Origin of the sequence: Microbacterium sp. MRS-1 (assembly GCF_000585455.1) — a bacterium.
Classification (GTDB): Bacteria; Actinomycetota; Actinomycetes; order Actinomycetales; family Microbacteriaceae; genus Microbacterium; species Microbacterium laevaniformans.
In genome coordinates this window covers 37,710-56,514 of record NZ_JAUF01000012.1, presented here as the reverse complement: position 1 = coordinate 56,514, position 18,805 = coordinate 37,710, and the positions used below count along the sequence as shown (strand labels likewise).

Below are 18,805 nucleotides of genomic sequence, written 5' to 3'. Positions count from 1 at the left end.
CCGGCGCCAGGGTCACGACGCCGGCGCCGGCGAGAACATCGAGGACGGAGCATCTCGCGTGGACAGTGCAGGTCGGGCATCGTCGACACGTCGAGGTGAGGTGCGCGCGCAGCTGCGCGGCGAAGCGCGCGGAGAGCGGGCGTCGACCCGGCGTTCGCCGCGACGCTCGCCCGGCCGTTCGCGTTCGTTCGCCACCGCGCTCGCCGCACTGGACGCCGTCGCCGCGGCAGGGGCGCAGGTGTCGGTGTGCGTCACGGATCTGGACTCGGGCGAGACGGTGCTCGCGGGTGACGCCCACCTCGTGCTGCCCGTCGCCGGCATCGGCGTCGTTCCGCTGCTGATCGAGGTCGCGGCGCAGATCGACGCGGGCACCCTCGAACCCCTGCAGATCATCGAACGCAGCTCGGTGGCGCCGGTCACCGTCGGCGGCCTCTGGCATCGGTTGGCGGCTCCCGCGCTTCCGGTGCGCGATCTGGCGGTGCTCGCCGCGGCGGCATCCGACGCCGCCGCCGCCAATGCGCTGCTGGAGCGCGTGGGGCTGGAGACCGTCCGCGCGCGGGTCGAGGAGATCGGTCTCGTGAAGACCGCGCTCATCGACGGTTTCCGAGACGAGCGCGGGCCCGACGACGCACCGCACGTCGGTCTCGCGTCGACGGGGGAGCTGGTCACGCTGTTCGCGGGGCTCGTCAACGCTCAGGTCGTCTCCCCGGCGGTGAGCGCGCAGGTGTCGGAGTGGCTCAGCCTCAACCAGGATCTGGCGCTCGTCGCAGCGAGCACCGCGCTGGACCCCTTCGCGCACGATGACGACCGCCACGGTCTGCTCTTCGTCAACAAGACCGGTCGCGGCGACGGCATCCGCGCCGAGGCCGGAGTGATCGCGGGCCCGCGCGCCGGTGCCGCCTACGCCCTCATCGTGTGCTTCGACGACCTGTCTGTGGCGCACCGGCTGCGCGCGCACGAGGCCTTCCGCGCCCTCGGGCTGGACCTCATGGAGTACGTGTACTGACGCCCGCTCGGCAGACGTCAGAAGACGATCGTGTGGTTGCCGTGACGGATGACGCGATCCTGCGCGTGCCACAGCACCGCGCGGGAGAGAACTTGACGCTCGACGTCGGCGCCGCGCCGGGCGAGCTCGGCGGATGACTCGGCATGGGTGACCCGCACGGTGTCCTGCTCGATGATGGGACCCTCGTCGAGGTCGCCCGTCACGTAGTGCGAGGTCGCGCCGATGAGCTTCACGCCGCGCTCCTTGGCCTTCTTGTAGGGCTCGGCGCCGATGAAGGCGGGCAGGAACGAGTGGTGGATGTTGATCACGGGCACGCCGAGGCGTTCGAGGAACTCGGGCGAGAGGATCTGCATGTAGCGCGCCAGCACGACGAAGTCGACGTTGCCGACGAGCAGCTTCAGGATCTCTTCCTCCGACGCCGATTTGTCGGGACCCGCGACCGAGGGCACATGGAAGAACGGCACGCCGAAGCTGCGGACGTCTTCGGCCGTCGTGGTGTGGTTCGAGATGACCATCGGGATGGTGACCGGCAGGTCGCCGCGTCGGTGGCGCCACAGCAGGTCGAGGAGGCAATGGTCCTGCTTCGACGCGAGGATCGCCATGCGCTTGGGCACCGACTGGTCGGTCAGCGACCACTCCAGCTCGAAGTCGGCGAGGGTGCGGGCGATGTCGATCTCGATCGCGGGGCGCTCGAGCGCGAAGTCGGGGCGGTGGAACACCACGCGCTGGAAGTACGCCCCGCCGCGGTGGTCGTCGGAGAACTGGTCGAACGCCACGATGTTGCCGCCGATGCGGGTGATCATCGCCGACACGGCTGCGACGATGCCGGGCTTGTCGCTGCCGTGCACGATGAGGCAGGCATGGTCGGCGGGAAGGTGGGGATCGTGCACGGGAGCCATGGATCGATTCTGCCGGATGGGCGCGCTTGTCCCGACCGGGTTCACAGGGATGCCCGTGCCGTCGCCGCTGGCGGCAGTCACGCGCGGCGGGCGCCCTCGCCGAGCGTCTCGAGCTTCGCCCAGGCGATGTCGGGGTGGATGCGGCCGCCGAGGCCGCAGTCCGTCGAGGCGATGACGCGGTCGGCGCCGACGATGTCGGTGAACCGGCGGATGCGCTGCGCGACCAGCTCGGGGTGCTCCACGACGTTCGTCGCGTGGCTGACGACGCCGGGCACCAGGACCAGGTCGTCGGGCACGGCGGCATCCGCCCAGGCGCCGAACTCGTGCTCGTGGCGCACGTTGCCGGCCTCGAATGAGATCGAGCCGACATTCGCCTGCAGCACGACGGGGAGGATGTCCTTCAGTTCGATGTCGGTGGTGTGGGGGCCGTGCCACGACCCCCAGCACAGGTGCAGACGCACCTGCTCCTTGGGAAGCCCCGCGATGGCGTGGTTGATCGCGTCGATGCGGATCTTCGTGAACGCCTGATAGTCGGCGATCGAGGGCTCCGGGGAGATCTGGTCGAAGTTCTCGGCGAGCGAGGGGTCGTCGAGCTGCAGGATGAGACCCGCCTCGACGATCGCGCGGTACTCCTCGCGCAGCGCGTCGGCCCACGCGAAGATGTGCTCCTCGTCGGTGGCGTAGTAGTCGTTGCGCACGCGTGCCGCGGATCCGGGCGCGATCGCGGTGAGGAAGCCCTGTTCGCCCGGTCGCAGCGCCGCGGTGAGGTGGCGGATGTCGGAGGCCACGGCATCCTGACCCCGGTACGCGAGCGGTCCGGTGGTCGTGGGGAAGGCGGTCGCGGTGCGTCCGGCCTCCACGGCCTCGGCGTACACGACGGGGAACCGCTGGCGGTCGCGGCGATCGAGGAAGCTCGTCAGGCGGATCGCGCCCGGCTCCGAGCGCACCGGCGGCTCGTTGAAGGCGTTGATCTCGGTGAGCGACAGGCCGCTCACCCGCTGGAACGAGTACGACCACCAGGCACCGTAGTCGACGGCGTTCGACATGGCCTTGCCGAACTCGCCGTCGCCGACCAGGGTGACGCCAGCGGCCCGCTGGCGCTCGACGACGTCGGCGACGGCCTGGGCCGTGAGCGTCTCGAACTCGGGTGTCGACAGCAGCGTGAAGCCGTCGTCGGCGAGGCTGCGGGCGGCGTTCGCCTCGATGAGGGCGGCGGTGCGCGGCAGGCTGCCGGAGGTGGTGGTGGCGACGGACATGGTTCTCCTCCTGAGGACGATGGCCCGCGACGCGGGCGAGTGTCAGAAGGCTCTTGCAGCGGCGACGGTCGCGGGCTGCTCAAGGCGGAGGCTTCCGGTTTTCGAGCCGTCGTCAGGATACGGCGCGCCGGGCATGCGTGACGGCCGTGTGACGCCGGGTGAAACCGGGCGGCGCCCGCGCGCCGCTCGTGACCGTTCGGCAGCGCCGGGTGGTGCTCGGCGGCGGGGCCGCGAGCAGCGTCGCGGTGACCACCCATGCCGTGTCGTCGCGGTTCGCGTGCAGCAGATCCGGCAGACGCGTCTGAATCGGGACGACGAGCGTGAACATGAACGACGAAGCGAGCCCCGCCAGCGCCAGCACGGCGACGATGGCGCCTTGCGGCGGCATCCGGGTCAATCGTCGTCGGGCATCGTCATCAGCGGGCATCATTTCAGGCCATCGGCCGCCTGATGCGGTGGCTCCGGCATAGGGTGACGGCATGGCGGACCTCGACAGCCGGACCCTCGACGGGTTTCGCATCCGGCCCCTTCGCACGATGGAGCAGATCGCGGCGGCATCCGCCGTGCTCAGCGAGGTGTGGGGCGGTGACCGCACGGGCATGCCGCCGAACCTCCTGCGTGCGCTCGCGCACGTCGGCAATTACGCCGTCGGGCTCTATGCCGTGCCGACGGAGGGTGATCCCTCGGCGGAGCGCATGATCGGCGCGTCGGTCGGCTTCTTCGCCGCCCCCGACGACCGTTCGCTGCACTCGCACATCACCGGCATCGTCGGCGATCATCGCGGGCGGGGACTCGGACGGCTGCTGAAGCAGCACCAGCGCGAGTGGGCTCTGGCGCGCGGCGTCCACCGGATCACGTGGACGTTCGACCCGCTCGTCGCCCGCAACGCCTCCTTCAACCTTCGTGTGCTCGGCGCGCGGGTGGGGGAGTACTACGTGGATCACTACGGCGCGATGGACGACGGCGTGAACCGCGGTGACGAGAGCGACCGCATCTTCGCCGTCTGGGACCTGGATGCGCCCGCCGCCCCGCCGCCCGAGCGCGCCATCGTCACCACCGTGGAGGTTCCCGCCGACATCGAACGGCTCCGCCGAGATGCCCCGGGCGAAGCGCTGGACTGGCGGTACCGCGTGCGGGAGGCGTTCCTCGGGCTCACCGAGGACGGCTTCGCGGTGGCCGGGTTCGACGAGCGCGGCTACCTCTTCGTTCGCTCCGGGGTGGCGTCGTGAGCAGGGGCGGCGCCGTTGCCGACGATTGGACTCCCCACCGTCGCGACGACGGCGAGCGGTTGGGGTGGATCCGCCCCGACGGCGACGCGTGGACGGCGATCGACGTGCTGGGGCGGGTGGTCGCGGCATCCGTCGAGTGGCTGGATGCCGAGGAGGCGCTCGAGCAGCGCGGCCTCGCTTTCCTTGCCGAGCCTTGGATGCTCGAGCGCGGCGAGGGCACGCCGGTGCGGGTCCGGCTCGTCGAGGTGACGCCCGCGCGGATCGTCGTGAAGGTCGACGACTACGGCGACATGAGCAGGCCGCACGAGCCGATCGTGCTGCCGTGGCCGTTGCCCCCGCAGCTGCGACCGCCCCGGCCGGGCGACCCGGACGGGTTCACCCTGTCGCGCTGACGCCGCCCTTGCGGGAAACATTGTGCACAATTCAATTGTGTGCAATGCTTCCCTCATGCCCGCTCCCGCCACGCTCGACGAGTTCGTCTGCTTCGCGATGTACACCGCCTCGCATGCCACGACGCAGGCCTACCGCGAGGTGCTCAAGCCGTGGAAGCTCACGTATCCGCAGTACCTGGCGATGGTCGTCCTGGCCACGGGCGAGCGCACCGTGAGCGGTCTCGGCGAGGAACTGGGCCTCGACTCCGGCACCCTGTCGCCGCTGCTGCGCCGGCTGGAGGAGCGCGGTCTCGTGAGCCGTCGCCGTGACGCCGACGACGAGCGGGTCGTTCGCGTCGAGCTCACGGCCGCCGGCCGGGACACGCACGCCGAGGTCGTCGCGGCCGCGGGGTGCCTCGTGCCGGCCTTCGTCGACAGCGGTCGCGGGCTCGGTGAGCTGCTCGACCAGCTCGCCGCCATCACGGCCAACATGCGCGCGGTCGCCTCCGATCTGCGCACCGCTGCCTGACCGATGGTCGCTGGCGCGACCCTCTGACCTCCACGAAAGGAACACCCATGGAAACCCTCTACACCGCTGAAGCCCTTGCGACCGGTGGCGGCCGCAACGGACACGTCCGCACGACCGACGGCATCCTCGACGTCGACGTGCGCGTCCCCAAGGAGATGGGCGGCGCCGGTGAGGCGCCGAACCCCGAGCTGCTGTTCGCCGCCGGGTACGCCGCCTGCTTCCACAGCGCGCTGCAGAGCGTGGCCCGCGCGCAGAAGGTGAGCATCGAAGGCTCGAGCGTCGGCTCGCGCGTCGGCATCGGCCCGAACGGCCAGGGCGGGTTCCAGCTGGCCGTCGCGCTCGAGGTCAACATCCCCGAGATCGACCACGCCGTCGCCCAGCAGCTCGCCGACGCGGCGCACCAGGTGTGCCCCTACTCGAACGCCACCCGCGGCAACATCGAGGTCACCGTCACCGTCGTCGACGACTGATTTCGCGAACCCGCGTCATAGCTGCCGCGGGCACCGCGCCGCAGCACCTACGTCGCCCCGCGCTTCGCGGCGCTGCGGACTCACCGCTGAGGGGAGCGACGCGGCGCACATCGGCCCGGTGCGCGCGCGGCGCGCGGCGTAGCCTGAGCGCATGCCGATCGCCCGCCCCGCCGCACCCGTGCGCCTCGACGCGATCGAGCTGCGCGTGCTCCATCTGCCGCTCGTCTCGCCGTTCACGACCTCCTTCGGCACCGAGACCGTGCGGGAGGTCATCGTGGTGCGCGTTCGCACCGCCGACGGTGACGGGTGGGGAGAGATCGTCACCCAGCAGTCCCCCTTCTACTCGAGCGAATACACGCAGGGCGCGTGGGACGTCGCCCAGCGCTTCCTCGCGCCCGCGCTTCTGGATGCCGCGGCGCACGCTCTCGCGCCCGAAGAGGTGGCGGGCGTGCTCGAGCCGTTCGTCGGGCACCGCATGGTCAAGGCGGGGCTCGAACTCGCCGTCCTCGATGCGGCCCTGCGTGCCGAGTCGCGCGCGTTGGGCGAGTACCTCGGCGCGGTGGTCGATCGGATACCCAGCGGTGTCTCGGTCGGCATCCAACGCGACCCGTCGGCCCTCGTCGACGCCGTCGCCGGCTACGTGGACCAGGGCTACGTGCGCATCAAGATCAAGATCAAGCCCGGGCGCGACGTCGCCGACACCGCCGCGGTGCGTGACGCGTTCGGGGCGATTCCCCTGCAGGTCGACGCGAACTCCGCCTACACGCTCGCGGACGCCGACACCCTCGCCGAGCTGGACCGCTTCGACCTCCTGCTGATCGAGCAGCCCCTGCAGGAGGACGACATCGTCGACCATGCCGCGCTCGCCGCGCGTCTTCGCACGCCCATCTGCCTCGACGAGTCGATCGTGTCGGCCAAGGCGGCGCGCGATGCGCTCGCTCTGCGGGCCGCCGCGATCATCAACATCAAGGCGGGCCGCGTCGGCGGCTACCTCGAAGCGGTCCGCATCCACGATCTGTGCCGCGAGGCGGGCATCCCCGTGTGGTGCGGCGGCATGCTCGAGACCGGCATCGGCCGCGCGGCCAACGCGGCGCTGGCCGCGCTGCCGGGCTTCACACTGACCGGCGACGTCTCGGCATCCGACCGCTTCTACTCACGCGACATCGTGCGCGACCCGATCGTGTTGGACGGCGGGCACGTCCGCGTACCGACCGCGCCCGGCATCGGCGTCGAGATCGATCCCGTCGCGCTCGAAGACGCGACCGTCGCGCGGGTCGAGCTGCGCCGCTGACCGGGCGGGAGGCGTGCCCGGTCGTTGAGCGACGAGCGCAGCGAGGAGTCGAAACGCGTCAGCTCTCGGTCGTGACCGGCTGCTCGTCGCGGAGCCCCTGAGCCATGCCGCGGCCGGTCGCCTGCCCCTGGATGACCTGACGCAGGTCGATGCCGGTCGCCGCCTGGATCGCGTCGAAGCTGGCCCGCATGCTCGAGGCCGATTCGGCGGCCATGTGACTGGACGCCCCCTCGCCGCCGAGCACGGTGATCGAGCCGACCTTGTCGAACCCGCGCGCGAACTCGGTCATCATCGGCACGAGCGCCTCGAGCGCGCGCTGCGCGAGCAGAGCCTCCTGGTTCTTGGAGAGGGCTTCGGCCTCGGCCTCGATGGCCGCCGCCCGCGCCTCGCCCACGAGCCGCACCGCGTCGGCCTCGGCCTGGGCGCGAAGCCGGGTGGCCTCCGCCTCCTGCGCTGCGATCTGCGCGCGCGCCTCGGCGGCCTTGACCTCGCCGTACGCGGCGGCATCCGCCGCGCGCTGGCGCTCGTAGAGGGAGGCGTCGGCGACCTTCTTGATGTCGGCATCCAGCTGGGCCTGCTTGTTCTCGGCTCCCTGCAGCAGCACGGCCTGCTCACGCTCGGCACGCGCGAGCGCTTCGGCCTGCTCGGCCTCGGCGCGGGCGCGACCGACTTCGGCCGCCGCCGCGGCGGAGTTCTTGTCGAACGCGGTCTGCTCGACGAGGTTCGCCTCGTCGGTCGCGATCTGTCGGGCGCGAACCTCGCGGGCGGCGTTGATACGGGCGACCTCGGCCTCTCGGCGCACGCGCTCGACCTCGGTCGCGCCGAGGGCGTCGATGTAGCCGTTCTTGTCGGTGACGCCCTGGATCTGGAACGAGTCGAGGATGAGTCCCTGGGCGAGCAGGTCGCTCTTGATGCCCTCGGCGATCTGGTCGGACAGCTTCTGCCGATCCTTCATCAGCTGCTCGACGGTCAGGGTCGCGACGACGCCGCGCAGGGCACCTTCGAGCTGCTCGGTCGTGAACTGCTCGATCGCGCCGTCCTGGGAGAGGAAGCGCTCCGCTGCGCGGCGGACGAACTCGGGGTCGGAGCCGATCTTGACCAGTGCGACGCCCGAGACGTTGACCGTCACACCGTTGGAGGCCTGTGCCGTCGGCTCCATCTTGATCTGGCGGGCGCGCAGCGAGATCATCTCGGCGCGCTGCGTGAGCGGGTTGACGAGGGCGCCGCCGCCGGTGATCACCGAGATGCGCGACGACTCGCCGCTGGCGTTCTTCTGGTTCTTTCCCACGATGACCAGGGCCTGGTCCGCCTTGGCGACCTTGTACCAGGCGCGGACCATGATGAGGAGGAAAACGAGGAGAACGATGGCGGCGACGACGACGATGCCGACGATCACCAGTGCTCCTCCGGCGGCGAGAATATCCACGTAACGAACCCACTTCCTTTGTGTTGCCGATGTCCTTCGACCGTATCGAACGAGGACGACCGGCCGCTCGCCGATCCGAGATCTCGGGATAACCCACTCGGAAACGGGGCCGCGCACCCCCTACGCTGTAGCCATGACGACTCCGCCGTACCAGCCGCCGGCCGCTCCCGGATCACCGGCGATGAACCCCCCGGACGAGAAGCTGTGGGCGACGCTCGTGCACGTCGGCGGCGCCCTCTTCGGCTTCCTTCCGTCCCTCATCGGCTACCTCGTGCTGAAGGATCGTGGGCCTTTCGTCCGCGCGCACACCGCGACCGCGCTGAACTTCCAGCTGACGATGCTCATCGCCGAAGTCGTGGGGTACGTGCTCATGTTCGTGCTGATCGGCTTCGTGATCGTCCCCGCCGTCTACGTCGTGCGCATCGTCTTCTCGATCATCGCCGCCGTGAAGGCGAACAAGGGCGATTGGTACACCTACCCGCTCGCCATCCGCTTCCTCAGCTGAGCGCCGGCTGAGCGGAGGTCCGCCCGCACCCCGCGGCGCGGGGCTATCGTTTCCGGGTGACCATGACCGATACCATCCCCGCCGGCACGTTCTCGATGAGGAGCCCCTACGGGCGGAGGGCCGCCGGGCTGTCGGTCGCCGCCGCGGTCGGTGGGTTCCTGTTCGGCTTCGACTCGTCCGTCATCAACGGCGCCGTCTCCTCCATCGAGTCCGCGTACACGAAAGACGCGCTCCTCACCGGATTCGTCGTCGCCGTCGCCCTGCTCGGCTGCGCGCTCGGGGCCGTCGTCGCCGGATCCCTCTCCGACCGCTGGGGGCGCCTGCGGGTCATGCTCCTCGGATCGGGCCTGTTCCTCGCCAGCTCGGTCGGCTCCGCGCTGACGTTCAGCGTCCCCGATCTCATCGTCTGGCGCGTGCTCGGCGGCATCGGCATCGGCATCGCCTCCGTCGTCGCGCCCGCCTACATCGCCGAGGTCGCGCCGCGCCAGGTGCGCGGCAGCCTCGCCTCGCTGCAGCAGCTCGCGATCACCATCGGAATCTTCACCGCGCTGCTGAGCAACGCGGTCCTCGCCGGTGCCGCCGGCAGTGCCGACAACATCCTCTGGTGGGGTCTCGAGGCCTGGCGCTGGATGTTCCTCATCGGCGTCATCCCGGCCGCGGTCTACGGCATCCTCTCCCTCACGATGCCGGAGTCTCCACGTTTCCTGCTCGCCAAGGGGCGCAACGACGAGGCGCGGGCGATCTTCGAGCGTCTCGTCCCGGCGGCCGACCTCGACAAGACGATGAATGAGCTGATCAGCGGGATCGAGGACGACCGCAAGAACCGCACGGCCTCGCTCCGGGGCAAGGCCCTCGGGCTTCAGCCCGTCGTCTGGATCGGCATCACCCTGTCGGCATTCCAGCAGCTGGTCGGCATCAACGTGATCTTCTACTACTCGACGACGCTCTGGCGTGCGGTCGGTTTCGATGAGAGCAACTCGCTGCTCATCAGCGTGTTCACGTCCGTGACCAACGTGCTCGTCACGCTCATCGCGATCTTCCTCGTCGACCGCATCGGCCGCAAGCCCATCCTGATGACCGGTTCGCTCCTGATGACCCTCTCCCTGGGCACGATGGCGCTCGCCTTCGCCTTCGCCCAGACGGTGGACGGCGAAGTCGCCCTGCCCGGCGCATGGGGTCCGATCGCCCTGGTGGCGGCCAACCTGTTCGTCGTCGGATTCGGCGCATCGTGGGGCCCCATCGTCTGGGTGCTGCTCGGCGAGATCTTCCCCAGCCGCATCCGCGGGAAGGCGCTCGGCGTCGCCGCCGGGGCGCAGTGGATCGCCAACTTCCTCGTCTCGTGGACGTTCCCGCAGCTCGCGGCGTTCTCGCTCCCGTTCACCTACGGCATGTACGCGGTCTTCGCGGCGCTGTCGTTCGTGTTCGTGCTCTGGAAGATCCCGGAGACGAAGGGCATGGCCCTCGAACAGAGCGAGACGCTGTTCGTCCGCAAGCCGAAGCGCTCGGCCCGGGCGCGCTGGGGGTCGAGCCAACAGATTCGGAGGATGTGAACGGATGCGGATGCCGCGCGCGACGGCATCCGCATCCGTTGGCGCGATCCGAATCCGCGGCGTGCGGGCTCGGCCGGGAAGCCGCAGCGGCGGAAGACTAGACTCGACGGATGCCGGAACTGTCGGCATCCACACCCTTTTCGCATTCGCGACACGACCATTGGAGCCACCTGTGGCCGAGCAGTCCCGCCTCGACAAAGTCATCGCCCTCGCCCGTCACCGGGGTTTCGTCTTCCAGGCCGGGGAGATCTACGGCGGATCGCGGTCGGCCTGGGACTACGGCCCCCTCGGCACGGAGCTGAAGGAGAACATCCGTCGCCAGTGGTGGCAGACGTTCGTGCGGGGACGCGCCGACATGGTCGGCCTCGACTCGAGCATCATCCTGCCCAAGCGCGTCTGGGAGGCCTCCGGCCACGTTGCGACCTTCACCGACCCCCTCGTCGAATGCCTGCACTGCCACAAGCGCTTCCGCGCCGACAACCTCATCGAGGACTTCGAGGCGCGCAAGGGCCGCCCGGCGGAGAACGGCCTCGCCGACATCCCCTGCCCCAATTGCGGCACCAAGGGCCAGTACACCGAGCCGAAGGCGTTCTCCGGGCTGGTGAAGACCTACCTGGGCGTCGTGGATGACGAGTCGGGTCTGTACTTCCTGCGCCCCGAGACCGCGCAGGGCATCTTCGTGAACTTCTCGAACGTGCTCACCGCCTCGCGCCGCAAGCCCCCGTTCGGTGTGGGCCAGGTCGGCAAGGCCTTCCGCAACGAGATCACCCCCGGCAACTTCATCTTCCGCACCCGCGAGTTCGAGCAGATGGAGATCGAGTACTTCACACCGCCCGCCGAGGCGCAGGAGTGGTTCGAGCACTGGGTGGAGGCGTGCTGGAACTGGTTCGTCGACCTGGGCGTCGACCCGGCGAACATGAAGCGGTTCGACGTTCCCGAGGAGGACCGCGCGCACTACTCCGCCGGCACGATCGACGTGGAGTACCGCTTCGGCTTCCCCGGCAAGGAGTGGGGCGAGCTGATGGGTGTCGCCAACCGCACCGACTACGACCTGAAGAGCCACTCCGACGCATCGGGCCAGTCGCTCACCTTCTTCGACCAGGCCTCGGGTGAGAAGTACACGCCCTTCGTCATCGAGCCGTCCTTCGGCCTCACCCGCGCCATGATGGCCTTCCTCGTCGACGCATACCGCGAGGAGGAGGTGTCCAACGCCAAGGGCGGCACCGACACCCGTACGGTGCTGGCGCTGGACCCGCGCCTGGCGCCCGTCAAGGTGGCCGTGCTGCCACTGTCGCGCAACGAGCGCCTGTCGCCGCTGGCACGCGAGGTCGCCGACGACCTTCGGGCTCAGGGGTGGAACGTCGACTTCGACGACGCCGGCGCCATCGGCCGCCGCTACCGCCGTCAGGACGAGATCGGCACCCCGTTCTGCGTCACCGTCGACTTCGATTCGCTCGACGACCGCGCCGTGACCGTGCGCGATCGCGACACGATGGCGCAGGAGCGCATCGCGCTCGACGAGCTCGTGGGCTACCTCGGCTCGCGCCTGCGGGGCGCCTGACCCTCGGCATCCGTCGATCCGGCGTCCGCGCCGCCGCCGCGTCGCCGCCGCCGCTCCGGTCCGGTCCGGTCCGCGAGACACCGGCACCGCACCGAGATGCGCGTTGTGCACCGGTGTTTCGGTGCGCCGCGCGTGTCTCGCGGCCAGGGGCACGCGGCCGAGCGCGAGAGAACGGCTACCGTGGAGGCATGGCATCCGGCGCATCCGAGTCCACCCTCAGTATCCGCGACCTCGACACGCTCGACGAGATCTTCGCCGCCCACCGGGTGATCGTGGAGATCTGGGGTGGGCGCGACCCCATGCCCGCGCCGCTCATGCGCGCGTTGCAGTACTCGGGCAACTACGTGGTCGGCCTGTACGACGGCGACCGCATCGTCGGGGCCTCCGTCGCGTTCTTCTCCCCGCCGGAGCAGCACGCCATGCACTCCCACGTGACGGGTGTGCTGCCGGAGTACCAGCGTCGCGGTTTCGGGCGCCTGCTCAAGCAGCAGCAGCGCCAGTGGGCGATCGCCCGCGACATCGGCACGGTCACCTGGACCTTCGACCCGCTCGTGCGCCGCAACGCCCACTTCAACGCCAAGACGATCGGCGTGCGTTTCGTGGAGTACCTCGTCGACCAGTACGGCTCGGCCTACGACGGCGCCGAGCTCGACCAGAACGGCCAGGGTGTCGACAGCGACCGCCTGCTGGTCGCGTGGGCGCTCGCGTCGGCTCCGGTGCGTGAGCCGGATGCCGCGGATGTCGTCGCGACCGTCCAGATCCCCCAGGACATCGAGTCTCTGCGCCGCACCGATGCGGCCGAGGCGGCGGCGTGGCGCCTGCGCGTGCGCGAGGAGATGCTCTCGCACTACGGTCGCGGGCTCGTCATCGGCGGTTTCGACGACGAGCGCGGCTACCTGTTCGTGCAGGGCTGAGCCCGCGGGCTCGGGGCGTTTCGACTCGCTGCGCTCGCTCAACGACCGGGGCGTGCGCAACTCCCGGTCGTTGAGCGACGAGGGTAGCGAGGAGTCGAAACGCGCCTCGCCGGCCGTCAGCCCTTCGCCGCGGCCTTCGCTGCCTTCTTGAACTCGCGCACCTTGGCGAGCGACTCGGGTGAGACGATGTCGGCAACGGAGCGGAACGACCCGTCGTCGCCGTATGCGCCCGCGGCCTCGCGCCACCCGGCGCCGGTGAAGCCGTACTGCTTGCCGAGCAGGGCGAGGAAGATCTTGGCCTTCTGCTCGCCGAAGCCGGGCAGTGCCTTCAACCGCTTCAGCACGGTCGCACCGTCGGGGTCGCCCTCGGTCCACAGGGCCGCAGCATCCCCGCCCCACTCCTCCTCGAGCGTGCGGCAAAGGGTCTGCACGCGACCGGCCATCGAACCGGGGTAGCGGTGCACCGCCGGCGACTGCTGGAAGGCGGCGACGAGGGCGTCGGGGTCGTAGCCGGCGATGGTCGCGGCATCCACGGCGCCGATGCGCTCCTGGATCTTCAACGGACCACTGAACGCCGTCTCCATGGCGACCTGCTGGTCGAGGAGCATGCCGATCAGCAGCGCCAGCGGGTTGTCGGTGAGCAGGGTGTCGGCGGCCGGGTCGTCGGTGATGTGCAGCGTCATCCTTCGAGTGTGTCACCCGCCCCGGCGATGGTGGTTGACTGGCACGTGTGAGTGGGCGCACGGCATCCCGCCGGGGACTGGTCGTGACCCTGCTGGTCGGGGTGCTGGTGCTCCTGGTCTGGCCGCAGGCCCTGGGCCTGCAGCGGATGCCGCTCGTCGCTCAGGCCGTCGACGGTGTCGACGTGGCTCGCGTCGCCGATCGACCAGTGCTGGTGGGATCGTCGTGGAGTGTGCTCGGTTTCCAGGTGATCACCGACACCCGCCCGGGCAGCGATCACCGCGCCGTCGTCGCGGTCCTGGGCCGTCGCTGAGCGCATCGCGGGCGCCGACCGTCCCGTGACAGCGCCGTGACAGCGCCATCCTGCTCGTGACAGCAGCGCGACAGTGCCCCCGGCGCACAGTGGATGCCATGACCACTTCCACCTCACCATCCACCCTCGCGGTGCGCGCGGAGGGCCTCGTGAAGGTCTTCGGCGACAACCGCGCTGTCGACGGCGTCGACCTGGCCGTCGATGCCGGCACGGTCTACGGCGTGCTCGGTCCGAACGGGGCCGGCAAGACCACCACCATCAACATGCTCGCGACGCTGATGCGTCCCGACGCCGGTCGCGCCGAGATCTTCGGCCACGATGTCTCGCGGGAGCCGAACGTCGTCCGTCAGCTGATCGGCGTCACCGGGCAGTTCGCGTCGGTCGATGAGACGCTGTCGGCGACGGAGAACCTGATGATCTTCGGTCGGCTCCTGGGCCTGACGCGCAGCGAGGCGAAGCGCAAGGCCGAGGACCTCCTCGAGCGCTTCTCCTTGACGGATGCCGCGCGGCGGCCCTTGAAGAAGTTCTCGGGCGGCATGCGGCGTCGACTGGATCTCGCCGCATCGCTTCTGGCCCAGCCTCCGCTCATCTTCCTCGACGAACCCACCACGGGTCTCGACCCGCGCACGCGCGGGCAGATGTGGGACACGATCCGCGAGCTCGTCGCGACCGGTTCCACCGTTGTGCTCACCACGCAGTACCTCGACGAGGCCGACCAGCTCGCCGACCGCATCGCCGTGATCGACCACGGCCGGGTGGTCGCCGAAGGCACGGCCGACGATCTGAAGGCCTCCGTGGGCACCTCGTCGCTGGTCCTGCGGGTGTCCGATCCCGCCGACGCCGATGACACCCTGCGCGCGATCGGCCAGGTGCTCGGGGTGCGCGGCACCCTCTCGCCCGAAGCGGCGCGCATCACCGCACCCATGACCGACCCCGACCGCGTCACCGACCTGCTCATCACGCTGCGCGAGGCCGGCATCCACCTCACCGAGATGAGCGTGCAGAAGCCGACGCTCGACGAGGTGTTCCTGACCATCACGGGTCGACCGGCGGATGCCGCGGCCACCGACTCCGCGTCCGCCGACGCCCCCACCGCCATCACGGAGGTTCGCGCATGACCACCATCGCCCCCACCACGCTGACACCCATCACTCCGGCATCCGAGCGCCGGCTCTCCAACCGCACGAGCCTGCGCCAGAGCGTCGAGAACACCCTGACCATGGCGTACCGCGGGTTGGTGAAGATCCGTCGCACGCCCGAGCAGCTCGTCGACGTGACGGTGCAGCCGATCATCTTCACGCTGATGTTCGCCTACATCTTCGGCGGCGCGATCGCCGGCAACGTCGAGAGCTACCTGCCGGCGCTGATCCCCGGCATCCTGGTTCAGACCGTCATCACCACCTCGGTCGTGACCGGCACGCAGCTGCGCGAAGACATGGACAAGGGCGTGTTCGATCGGTTCCGCTCCCTGCCGATCGCCCGGATCGCGCCGCTGTCGGGCGCGCTGCTGGCCGATACCCTCCGCTATGCGATCGCGACGACCATCACGTTCGTGGTCGGCTTCCTCATGGGCTACCACCCTGCCGGGGGCCTCGGCTCGGTCGTTGCGGCAGGACTGCTCGTCATCGCCTGCTCGTGGGCGATCAGCTGGATCTTCGCGTTCTTCGGCGTGATCGCCCGCACCGCCTCCAGCGTGCAGGGCATCTCGATGCTCATCCTCTTCCCGCTGACGTTCCTGTCGAACGCGTACGTCCCGATCGACTCTCTGCCGGCCCCGCTCGCGTGGTTCGCGAGCATCAACCCGATCTCGCACCTGGTCACCGCCGTGCGCGACCTCGCGAACTCCGGGGTCATCGCCGGCGACTTCTGGGCGTCGCTGCTGGGCGCCGCCGTCATCGTCGTCGTCTTCGCACCGCTCACGGTGCGCGCCTACATGCGAAAGGCCTGACGCCCGTCCAGACGTTCGACCAGTGCGGTGAGCTCCGCGGGATCGGATGCCGCGGCATCCGGCCCCGCGGAGCTCACCGCATCGCGCACGGGCAGGGCGATCGGGTCGCTGAGGTCGGCGCGCCCGCGCAGCCGGTCGGCTTCCGCGAGTGCCGCCGCCGCGTCGGGGAGGCGATCTGCCGCCAGGAACCATCGGGCGAAGGCGACCGCGACATCCGACATGATCGGCTGATCGCCCGTGCGGACGGCGACCGGCGCGGCCCGTCGCAGGGCGTCCGCGGCCCCCGCCGCGTCTCCGGTGAGCAGCAGCGCGAGCGCGCGCTTGCTCTCCTGCCACGCGGCGACCTGTGCGGGAAAGCCCGCCAGTGCCTGCTGCTGTTCGAGGCTGCCGGCACGCTCCAGCTCGCGCAGGGCGGCGGCGCCGTCGCCGCGCACCAGCTCGAGCGCGGCTGCCGTCGCGGCGGCCTGGGCGACGGCTCGTTCGGAGCCGTCGGCCCGCGCGCGGGCGAGCATCTGGTCGACGCGCTGCCGGGCCTCGCCCTCGCGACCGAGACGGAGCAGGATCGACACGGAGAGCGCCTGCTGCTGCAGCAGATCGCTGACCGACGTCAGACCTTCGAGCGCCTGCGTCGACTCGTCCGCGATGCGCAGCGACTCCTCCAGGCGCCCCTGCAGCATGAGCCACTCCGATCGCATCTGGCTGGCCAGAGCCGTGCCCCACGCATCGCCGAGGTGCCGGAAGGCATCCAGCGCGCGGCCGCTGGCGTCGCCGAGCCCCTCGATGTCACCGTTGTTCTGCGCGGTCGCCGCGTTCATGACCGCGGCGAACGCCCGGCTCCAGGCGGGGCCGTCCGTCAGATCGCTCTCATCCAGCCGCAGGTACGTCGACCACGGTTCGTCTCCGCGCCGATCCTGGCGGGCGCGCAGTGCCCCGCGCAGGACGACGGGGAGGACGGCCGCGAGCTCCGAGTCGTACCTCTGCGCGGCCGCGGCGATGCGCGCCACGCTCTGCGTGGACAGGTGCGTGGTCGTCGGATCGAGCATCGTGCGCATCAGCATCGCCATGGCCGCCACCACGACATCCGCCTCGCTGGCGAGGGCGTCGGCGGGGGTCGCGGTCGCGTTCAGAACGGACGTCAGCAGATCGAACCGCTCGCGCAACTGCCAGATCCACAGCTGCGCCCGCGCCAGACGCACCTCGAGTTCGCCGTGACCGACGGAGAAGCGGGTCGCGGCAGCGAGGTTCTCCTCGTTGGCGTCGAACCAGGCGATGGCCGGCCGGGCGGCCGGGGTCCGCAGCGCCCGGTCCTGCGCGAGTGCGAGCTGCGCCATCACGGCGGCCTGGCGTCCGCGAGCGTCCTCCAGCCTGCCCGATCGGTGGAGCGCGTCCAGTCCGTACTCGCGCACGGTCTCCAGCAGGCGGTAGCGGCCGCGGGAGCGCTGCACGAGTGAACGCTCGACGAGGTCGTCGATCGCCGTCTCGGGAAGCCCGAACGCCGCCGTGACCTCGGCCAGGTCCGCGGAGGAGATGCCGTCGGGGAAGACGGCCAACGCGAGCAGCGCGTCCCGCTGCGCGTCGTCGAGCAGGCTCCAGCTCCAGTCGATGACAGCCCGCAGTGTCTGGTGCCGCGGCTCCGCCGTGCGCGGTCCTCGGTCCAGAAGCGCGAATCGATCCGCGAGGCCGTCCTCGATCTCGGCGATCGACAGCACCCGTGCCTTCGCCCCGGCGAGCTCGAGTGCCAGCGGCAGACCGTCCAGGCGCCGTGCGATGCGGGCGACGGCCTCCGTCTCGCCGGCGTCCGGCGCGTGCCCGCGGGCGGCGCGGATGCGCGCGGCCAGTAAGGCCACGGCATCGCCCTCCGGCAGCGATCCCACCGTGACGAACGCCTCGCCAGGAACGCCCAGCGGTTCGCGGCTCGTGGCCAGCAGTCGCAGCGCCGGTGCCACCCGCAAAGCATCGGTCGCCACCTGGGCGGCGTCGCTCACGACGTGCTCGGCGTTGTCGAGCACGAGCAGCAGGGGCCGGCCGGCGAGGGCGGCGAGGGCACGCTCGCGGGAGCCCTGGGCCTGCCCGACAGTGCTCTCGGACAGGCGGACGCCGCGACCGAGAGCGGTGGCGACGGCATCCCAGACGCCCCCCGCGTCGGCCGGTGCCAGCTCGACGAACACCGCGGGCGCGTGACGGCGGGCGAGCTCCAGTGCGAGAGTTGTCTTTCCCGCACCGCCGGGACCGATCAGGGTGAGCAGCCGCTCATCGGTCAGCTGAGCCTCGGCGAGGGCGAGCTCGTCGGCTCGCCCGATCAGAGGCGTCAACGCTGCCGGAATGCGTGTGTCGTCCACAGCCCCCACCGTGGGCGCGCCGTGCGGACCCGCGATCCGCTGCGCGTGCGCGCGGTCTTCGAGCAGATCGCGCCGCGCCCAGTCGAAGTCGTCCGGCACCCAGGGGTCCGCCGTCCAGAGATCGAGCGCGTTGCGCGCCAGCGCCGCGGCTCGTTCGGGGTCGTCCTCACGGCGGGCCGCCGCCACGAGGTCCTGGAAGCGGGTCAGGTCGATCTCTTCCCGGCCGAGCGTCAGACGGTAGCCGCCGGACACCGCCTCGATCGTCGCCGAGCCGAGGGCGCGGCGCAGACGCGAGACGAGGGACTGCACCGCGGCGCGCGGATCGTCGGGTGCATCGACCGGCCAGAGGTCGTCCGCCAGTGCTCGCACGGACACCGCGGCGCCCGCATCGACCGCGAGACGGAACAGCAGGCTCTCCTGCCCGCGACCGCGCGCCGGAAGAGGCCCGGCATCCCACGCCGGTCCGCCGAAGTAGGTGAGCCGCACGGCTCCACTCTAGGTGCGAGGCGCCACCTCC

Annotated in this window: 18 protein-coding genes and 1 pseudogene; 13 read left to right on the top strand and 6 right to left on the bottom strand. The window is 70.6% G+C overall.

The genetic code is table 11. The features are described 5' to 3' along the window. Positions 1-58 precede the first annotated feature (58 nt). On the top strand, positions 59-1,006 hold the full coding sequence (locus tag AS96_RS03515) for a serine hydrolase (RefSeq protein WP_081767963.1): 948 nt from the start codon (positions 59-61) through the stop codon (positions 1,004-1,006). Between the two features lie 17 nt (positions 1,007-1,023). Here the strand turns inward: AS96_RS03515 and purU are convergent, their stop codons facing one another. The 3 genes and pseudogenes from purU to AS96_RS15205 all read right to left on the bottom strand — a co-directional run. Beyond that, positions 1,024-1,905: a formyltetrahydrofolate deformylase gene (gene purU / locus AS96_RS03510; protein ID WP_036285719.1), complete on the bottom strand. Its 882-nt coding sequence runs from the start codon at positions 1,903-1,905 to the stop codon at positions 1,024-1,026. A 77-nt stretch (positions 1,906-1,982) separates the two neighbouring features. Further along, a complete protein-coding gene (locus AS96_RS03505; RefSeq protein WP_036285717.1) occupies positions 1,983-3,161 on the bottom strand; it encodes a cobalamin-independent methionine synthase II family protein in 1,179 nt (392 codons plus the stop codon). 226 nt (positions 3,162-3,387) lie between these two features. Further along, positions 3,388-3,549, bottom strand: a pseudogene (locus tag AS96_RS15205) (MFS transporter); the annotation flags it as partial. A 91-nt stretch (positions 3,550-3,640) separates the two neighbouring features. On the opposite strand from AS96_RS15205, the gene AS96_RS03495 reads away from it, so the two are divergent. The 5 genes from AS96_RS03495 to menC all read left to right on the top strand — a co-directional run bounded on the left by AS96_RS03495 (position 3,641) and on the right by menC (position 7,051). Further along, a complete protein-coding gene (locus tag AS96_RS03495; RefSeq protein WP_051498733.1) occupies positions 3,641-4,390 on the top strand; it encodes a GNAT family N-acetyltransferase in 750 nt (249 codons plus the stop codon). Beyond that, positions 4,387-4,782, top strand: coding sequence for a hypothetical protein (locus AS96_RS03490; protein ID WP_036285713.1), 396 nt, complete (start codon positions 4,387-4,389; stop codon positions 4,780-4,782). Before AS96_RS03495 ends, AS96_RS03490 begins: the two co-directional genes overlap by 4 nt. A gap of 55 nt (positions 4,783-4,837) precedes the next feature. Further along, positions 4,838-5,290 carry a MarR family winged helix-turn-helix transcriptional regulator gene (locus AS96_RS03485; protein ID WP_036285711.1) on the top strand — a complete coding sequence of 151 codons (453 nt, stop codon included), beginning with the start codon at positions 4,838-4,840 and terminating at the stop codon, positions 5,288-5,290. A gap of 47 nt (positions 5,291-5,337) precedes the next feature. After that, entirely contained in the window at positions 5,338-5,760 is a 423-nt protein-coding gene (locus AS96_RS03480) for an organic hydroperoxide resistance protein (protein WP_036285709.1), read from the top strand. A gap of 151 nt (positions 5,761-5,911) precedes the next feature. Continuing rightward, positions 5,912-7,051, top strand: coding sequence for an o-succinylbenzoate synthase (gene menC, locus AS96_RS03475; protein ID WP_036285707.1), 1,140 nt, complete (start codon positions 5,912-5,914; stop codon positions 7,049-7,051). Between the two features lie 58 nt (positions 7,052-7,109). On the opposite strand, the gene AS96_RS03470 is transcribed toward menC, so the two are convergent. Further along, entirely contained in the window at positions 7,110-8,477 is a 1,368-nt protein-coding gene (locus AS96_RS03470; RefSeq protein ID WP_036285704.1) for an SPFH domain-containing protein, read from the bottom strand. Positions 8,478-8,610: 133 nt separating this feature from the next. Here AS96_RS03470 and AS96_RS03465 point away from each other — a divergent pair, with 133 nt between their 5' ends. The 4 genes from AS96_RS03465 (at position 8,611) to AS96_RS03450 (ending at position 13,007) form a co-directional block, all read left to right on the top strand. After that, positions 8,611-8,982 (top strand): DUF4870 domain-containing protein, encoded by a 372-nt coding sequence (locus AS96_RS03465; protein ID WP_036285702.1) that lies wholly within the window; start codon positions 8,611-8,613, stop codon positions 8,980-8,982. Positions 8,983-9,044: 62 nt separating this feature from the next. Next, positions 9,045-10,532 carry a sugar porter family MFS transporter gene (locus AS96_RS03460; RefSeq protein ID WP_005047903.1) on the top strand — a complete coding sequence of 496 codons (1,488 nt, stop codon included), beginning with the start codon at positions 9,045-9,047 and terminating at the stop codon, positions 10,530-10,532. Positions 10,533-10,704: 172 nt separating this feature from the next. Continuing rightward, positions 10,705-12,093: a glycine--tRNA ligase gene (locus tag AS96_RS03455; RefSeq protein WP_036285699.1), complete on the top strand. Its 1,389-nt coding sequence runs from the start codon at positions 10,705-10,707 to the stop codon at positions 12,091-12,093. 188 nt (positions 12,094-12,281) lie between these two features. Next, entirely contained in the window at positions 12,282-13,007 is a 726-nt protein-coding gene (locus AS96_RS03450; protein WP_005047898.1) for a GNAT family N-acetyltransferase, read from the top strand. 116 nt (positions 13,008-13,123) lie between these two features. Here AS96_RS03450 and AS96_RS03445 read toward each other — a convergent pair whose 3' ends face one another. Beyond that, positions 13,124-13,690: an HhH-GPD-type base excision DNA repair protein gene (locus tag AS96_RS03445; protein ID WP_036285697.1), complete on the bottom strand. Its 567-nt coding sequence runs from the start codon at positions 13,688-13,690 to the stop codon at positions 13,124-13,126. A 47-nt stretch (positions 13,691-13,737) separates the two neighbouring features. Between AS96_RS03445 and AS96_RS03440 the strand changes: the two genes are divergently transcribed. The 3 genes from AS96_RS03440 (at position 13,738) to AS96_RS03430 (ending at position 15,949) form a co-directional block, all read left to right on the top strand. Then, on the top strand, positions 13,738-14,001 hold the full coding sequence (locus AS96_RS03440; protein ID WP_051498731.1) for a hypothetical protein: 264 nt from the start codon (positions 13,738-13,740) through the stop codon (positions 13,999-14,001). Between the two features lie 98 nt (positions 14,002-14,099). Further along, positions 14,100-15,119, top strand: coding sequence for a daunorubicin resistance protein DrrA family ABC transporter ATP-binding protein (locus AS96_RS03435; protein WP_036285688.1), 1,020 nt, complete (start codon positions 14,100-14,102; stop codon positions 15,117-15,119). Next, positions 15,116-15,949, top strand: a complete 834-nt coding sequence (locus AS96_RS03430; protein WP_016464101.1) for an ABC transporter permease — start codon at positions 15,116-15,118, stop codon at positions 15,947-15,949. The genes AS96_RS03435 and AS96_RS03430 overlap by 4 nt, the downstream gene beginning before the upstream one ends. On the opposite strand, the gene AS96_RS03425 is transcribed toward AS96_RS03430, so the two are convergent. Continuing rightward, positions 15,931-18,774 (bottom strand): ATP-binding protein, encoded by a 2,844-nt coding sequence (locus tag AS96_RS03425; protein WP_036285686.1) that lies wholly within the window; start codon positions 18,772-18,774, stop codon positions 15,931-15,933. The two genes, AS96_RS03430 and AS96_RS03425, sit on opposite strands and share 19 nt — an antisense overlap. Between the last annotated feature and the right edge of the window lie 31 nt (positions 18,775-18,805).

Bases quoted from the DNA above. Each gene is read 5' to 3' on its own strand.
- purU (WP_036285719.1), bottom strand. From the start codon at position 1,905: ATGGCTCCCGTGCACGATCCCCACCTTCCCGCCGACCATGCCTGCCTC.
- AS96_RS03505 (WP_036285717.1), bottom strand. From the start codon at position 3,161: ATGTCCGTCGCCACCACCACCTCCGGCAGCCTGCCGCGCACCGCCGCC.
- AS96_RS03495 (WP_051498733.1), top strand. From the start codon at position 3,641: ATGGCGGACCTCGACAGCCGGACCCTCGACGGGTTTCGCATCCGGCCC.
- AS96_RS03485 (WP_036285711.1), top strand. From the start codon at position 4,838: ATGCCCGCTCCCGCCACGCTCGACGAGTTCGTCTGCTTCGCGATGTAC.
- AS96_RS03480 (WP_036285709.1), top strand. From the start codon at position 5,338: ATGGAAACCCTCTACACCGCTGAAGCCCTTGCGACCGGTGGCGGCCGC.
- menC (WP_036285707.1), top strand. From the start codon at position 5,912: ATGCCGATCGCCCGCCCCGCCGCACCCGTGCGCCTCGACGCGATCGAG.
- AS96_RS03465 (WP_036285702.1), top strand. From the start codon at position 8,611: ATGACGACTCCGCCGTACCAGCCGCCGGCCGCTCCCGGATCACCGGCG.
- AS96_RS03460 (WP_005047903.1), top strand. From the start codon at position 9,045: ATGACCGATACCATCCCCGCCGGCACGTTCTCGATGAGGAGCCCCTAC.
- AS96_RS03450 (WP_005047898.1), top strand. From the start codon at position 12,282: ATGGCATCCGGCGCATCCGAGTCCACCCTCAGTATCCGCGACCTCGAC.
- AS96_RS03445 (WP_036285697.1), bottom strand. From the start codon at position 13,690: ATGACGCTGCACATCACCGACGACCCGGCCGCCGACACCCTGCTCACC.
- AS96_RS03435 (WP_036285688.1), top strand. From the start codon at position 14,100: ATGACCACTTCCACCTCACCATCCACCCTCGCGGTGCGCGCGGAGGGC.
- AS96_RS03430 (WP_016464101.1), top strand. From the start codon at position 15,116: ATGACCACCATCGCCCCCACCACGCTGACACCCATCACTCCGGCATCC.